The organism is Chamaesiphon sp. OTE_20_metabat_361 (assembly GCF_031364565.1).
In genome coordinates this window covers 1-4,307 of the sequence record NZ_JANLWO010000231.1, presented here as the reverse complement: position 1 = coordinate 4,307, position 4,307 = coordinate 1, and the positions used below count along the sequence as shown (strand labels likewise).

6 protein-coding genes are annotated in these 4,307 nt (G+C 45.4%); 4 read left to right on the top strand and 2 right to left on the bottom strand.

Annotated features, from left to right (window positions below):
* Positions 1-381: DUF2330 domain-containing protein (locus RMO35_RS06755; protein WP_309739531.1), on the bottom strand; the 381-nt coding region annotated here is incomplete at its 3' end.
* Between the two features lie 58 nt (positions 382-439).
* Positions 440-1,249: an RnfABCDGE type electron transport complex subunit D gene (locus RMO35_RS06750; RefSeq protein ID WP_310419453.1), complete on the bottom strand. Its 810-nt coding sequence runs from the start codon at positions 1,247-1,249 to the stop codon at positions 440-442.
* Positions 1,250-1,477: 228 nt separating this feature from the next.
* Here RMO35_RS06750 and RMO35_RS06745 point away from each other — a divergent pair, with 228 nt between their 5' ends.
* The 4 genes from RMO35_RS06745 to RMO35_RS06730 form a co-directional block, all read left to right on the top strand.
* A complete protein-coding gene (locus tag RMO35_RS06745; RefSeq protein WP_309739529.1) occupies positions 1,478-1,987 on the top strand; it encodes a DUF4112 domain-containing protein in 510 nt (169 codons plus the stop codon).
* Between the two features lie 132 nt (positions 1,988-2,119).
* Positions 2,120-2,629: a DUF2996 domain-containing protein gene (locus RMO35_RS06740; RefSeq protein WP_309739528.1), complete on the top strand. Its 510-nt coding sequence runs from the start codon at positions 2,120-2,122 to the stop codon at positions 2,627-2,629.
* A gap of 193 nt (positions 2,630-2,822) precedes the next feature.
* Positions 2,823-3,554 carry a phycocyanobilin:ferredoxin oxidoreductase gene (locus RMO35_RS06735; RefSeq protein WP_396135618.1) on the top strand — a complete coding sequence of 244 codons (732 nt, stop codon included), beginning with the start codon at positions 2,823-2,825 and terminating at the stop codon, positions 3,552-3,554.
* Positions 3,555-3,738: 184 nt separating this feature from the next.
* Positions 3,739-4,307, top strand: a 569-nt coding sequence (locus RMO35_RS06730; protein ID WP_309739526.1) for a glutathione S-transferase family protein, incomplete at its 3' end; no start/stop codon positions are given.

The following is a 4,307-nucleotide window of genomic DNA, read 5'->3' as shown; positions in this document are numbered from 1 at the left end:
ACTACTTTCCGGCACGTCTGACTCACGTTGACGCTCTACATCGCAAGGATTGGGATCGAAATATTCGACCAATCGCGGTTGACTAAAAGCATCTAATTTCTCAACGGTGGTACGTTTTCCGACGTGAACTTGTTCTCTTTTAATGGCGACTGGGACGGGGACAACCATTGCAAAGTCTTTAACAGCTCCTTGAAAATCATTTGCCATCGTCAGGATCGTTCGATCGCCATTACGGGCGATGATTACTTGAGAAGCTTTATTAAATAACTGAGCATTTGCACCGCCGACATAAAAGCCACAAAATGCGATCGCTTTAGTCGCAAAACTGAGGACGAGAATACAGGCAAGACAGAAGCTAATAATGATTCGGGATATACTCATGGTGGATAGTGGATAGTGGATGACACGTTGACAGATTATTCTTGTAGCAATTATTAAGTTATTGAATAGGCTTGATTTGATTCAGTTGCCAAGTAAATTGAGGTGCTACCCAGTATTTATCGAATAATATTGTTAGTGGTGATAGGGTAAATAAAGCAATAAATATTGCCTCGTTTATATAGAAATAATTGCGGAGGATAAAAGCTAATAATGCGATCGCGATCGCCCAGACGATTCGAGCCGATCGAGCATTGGGAATCGATCGCGGATCGGTAATCATAAACAGCGTAAATAGGAGCAGCGATCCACTCATTAACTTATGCAGCGAGACATCCCACGTCCACCCCAGCCAAATATTTCTGGCAACTTCTAACAATGTATAAGATCCCAAAAAAGCCACGCTCGTATCCCATCTACCGACCCGTTGCAGGACGATCCCACCCAAGCCAATAAATAATAGTAAATACCACCAATCGGCACCCCATTGTCCGGGTGAAACCCAAGCATTTGGCGTGAAAATGAGCGCGATAATTATGCCGAAGTTAGCTGGATTAAACCAATGCTTGTCTGCTGTCGTAAAGATAAACTTACTCGCGATCGCCAAACTCCCAGCTAAAATCATCGTACTGACTCGATCGGCACGTAATAATAACGACAAACCTAAGCCAGTAATCAGGGCACTTTTGAGTGCCAATACCGAATTTTCGGTAGGCTTAAATAGACTTGTAAGTACTAGCTGCGTTACACCACAACTGACGAGGACACTCACAATTAATTCCGGTCTAACCGACCAATCTCTAGTCATCAGCCCCAATCCTAGAAAGGTAGCTAAAAAACAGATCTGATAATCTCGCGGATCGGCAAACATAAATTTGACATAGACGATATTGCACCCCAAGATACAATCTCACGCGACCTTTGTTCCATAAGTTTGTTAAATAACTTTAAATATTAATCTTTAGTGGATAGTGAATAGTTAATAGTGAATAGTGGATTCACCACCTTTGACTCTGGCGATCGCACCCCGAACGAATACCGATCCGGTAAAATAGCAGTTGCACTACTTGTTCCATCAACATTCCCAAGCTACTCAGTTATGGACGGCACCAGCAACCAAAATACCAACATGACTCCCGAACCCCATTTAGTTCATGCCCCAAAATTGAAAAGAATACGGCAGTTGAGCAAATTACTCGATGGAGCGATTGTGATACCGGGTACCAAGCAGCGGATTGGCTTAGATCCGATTTTGGGTTTGATTCCTGGTGGCGGCGATACCGTTAGTGCGGCATTGTCTGGCTATATTATTGTCGAAGCCGCCCGCATGGGTTTGCCTCGCAAAGCATTGATGCAGATGGTGGGAAATCTGCTCATCGATACAGTAGCTGGCTCAGTGCCAGTCGTGGGCGATATTTTTGATGTATTTTCCAAAGCCAACACCCGCAACATGCAAATTGTCGAAAATCACGTCCAATTACCCGCAACCACCCCAGCCAAAACCGACAAATTATTCATCGGTTTACTCATCATCGGCTTGCTCGGCTTCGCCATCACCGTCGGCTTTATCACCGTAGCAATCTGGAATTTTGTCGCCAACTCTCTATAATTACCTCTTACCTCTTACCTCTTACCTCTTATCCCTATCCCCTATCCCCTATACCCTATCCCCTATACCCGAACCAACGGTTAAGGTAAAATTGAAAAGAAGATTTCCCCAACAGCAGTGTAATCGATCGATATGGTAGAAGAATCCTCAGAAAAGCAAGCGCCACCAGCCGCCGGGAAAAAAGCGAAACCCGCTCCAGGTGCCACCGAGGCTGCTGCACCCACTGGGGCAGAAAAAACTGCTGCTCCCAAAAAAGAAAAGCCCCCCGCCGTCGAAGCAAAACCCTTTGCGGACTTTATCGATCGAGATTATTTACCCGCCCTCACTCAAGCTTTGGCAGCTCAGGGCATCACCGATCTACAAGTCACTCTGGAGCGATCGAAAATCGCCATCAAGGGCTTAGAAAATGAGCCGGAGTGCAGTCAAGTCATCGGGCGCTGGAACGGCGGCAAGCGTCAATTTAACGTCTACTTTTTCGACGATAATATTCAAGGACAACGCGCGCTCTCCTGTATCGATCTCGGCACGATCGCTAGTACGCTCGAACCCTTCCTCATCGACGAACGTAAAATCACCCTCGATTTGCTCGTTTCTGGTGTCGTGCTAAGACTTAATAGCCAAAAGTGGTTGCTCCGAAACTAATTTCGATCGCTACTTGATGTCTGGTAGGTCTAAATAAACATGAAGTTTTGCTAGGCTATTTAGCTGATGCTGTTAACATTTGTTAGAGAGGGGTTGTTTTTTAAGTAACTAAACTGCGCCGATCTCGATTTACAGATTTTAGCTGCATCGCCGCAGATCGGGAGATATCACAATTTGGATCGGCTCTTATTTTATGATGGAAACTAGCACCCAGTCACTACGATCGCGCCAACACGCACTGATCGAGCAACTCGCCAATGCGATCGAAACTATTTGGGCGCAATACTTAGATCTATCCCCCTACGATCTCCCCTCCGAATTGGGATATGTCGAAGGGCGATTGGAAGGAGAAAAGCTAGTCATCGAAAATAAGTGCTACCAAACCCCACAATTTCGCAAACTTCATCTCGAACTCGCGCAAGTCGGGCCGAATTTAGATATCCTGCACTGTGTGATGTTCCCCCATCCTGAATATGCCCTACCGATGTTTGGCTCGGATATCGTCGCTGGGCGCGGGCAAATCAGCGCCGCAATTGCCGACTTATCGCCGCTAAATGCGCGCCGGGTATTACCCGACAACTATCGCATCCCCCTCCACCAACTCCCCACCCATACCTTCAGCCAACCCCGCGAGTTACCCGCCTGGGCAGATATTTTTTCAGAATTTTGCTTCTTCGTGCGCCCATCTACGCCCGAAGAAGAGCAGTGGTTTTTCGAGCGAGTCACCGCGATGCTGACGATCCACTGTCAACAAGCCGCCCAAGCCATTCCTGTCAGTAAGACAGAACGCGCCGAAATCGTCACCGCCCAAAATTACTATTCCACCAAACAACAACAAAACGACAAAACCCGCCGCGTATTAGAAAAAGCCTTCGGTACAGAATGGGCGGAAAATTATATGACAACCGTTTTATTCGATAGTTAAATTAATTGATAATTGATAATTGATATTAGTCAGGTAATAAAGTAATAAGTAGTAGGGTGGGCAGTGCCCACCACAAGGGCTACAGGCAATTTCCAGTGGTTAAAATAAGTATGCAGATATACTTAATTAATCATTAAGACTTCGACTGTAGCCCGGTAAGAGCAATTAATAATTACTGATTAAAATGCTCAAATTATATGAATATGCCTCGTCAGGTAATTGTTATAAAATTCGATTGTTGCTGAATCAATTGGGCATAGCTTATCAACGCATCCCGGTGGATATTCTCAAAGGTGAGAGTCGCACTGCTGAATTTTTGATGATGAATCCAGTCGGCAAAATACCAGTATTAGAAATTCAACCAGGACAGTATTTAAGCGAGTCAAATGCGATTATTTACTATCTTGCCGACGGTACGGACTTTTTGCCAGTCGATCGGTGGGAACGCTCCCAGGTAATGCAATGGTTATGCTTCGAGCAATATAGTCACGAGCCAAATATTGCCACCGTCCGCTTTTGGATGTCGATCGCGAACATCGCCGAGCAAAAACGCGACGAGATCGCTCAAAAACAAGAACTTGGATACGCAGCGTTGCGAGTGATGGAAAAACATTTAGAGCAGCATAAATACTTCGTAAACGATCGGTATTCGATCGCCGATATTGCGTTGTATGCTTATACTCATGTCGCAGCAGAAGGTGGCTTCGAGCTGAATCAATTTCCAGCAATTTTAGCTTGGTTCGATCGGATTAT

What these genes read in the sequence shown, in the direction of transcription:
- RMO35_RS06745 (WP_309739529.1), top strand. Translation starts at nt 1,478, where the DNA reads ATGGACGGCACCAGCAACCAAAATACCAACATGACTCCCGAACCCCAT.
- RMO35_RS06735 (WP_396135618.1), top strand. Translation starts at nt 2,823, where the DNA reads ATGATGGAAACTAGCACCCAGTCACTACGATCGCGCCAACACGCACTG.
- RMO35_RS06750 (WP_310419453.1), bottom strand. Translation starts at nt 1,249, where the DNA reads ATGTTTGCCGATCCGCGAGATTATCAGATCTGTTTTTTAGCTACCTTT.
- RMO35_RS06740 (WP_309739528.1), top strand. Translation starts at nt 2,120, where the DNA reads ATGGTAGAAGAATCCTCAGAAAAGCAAGCGCCACCAGCCGCCGGGAAA.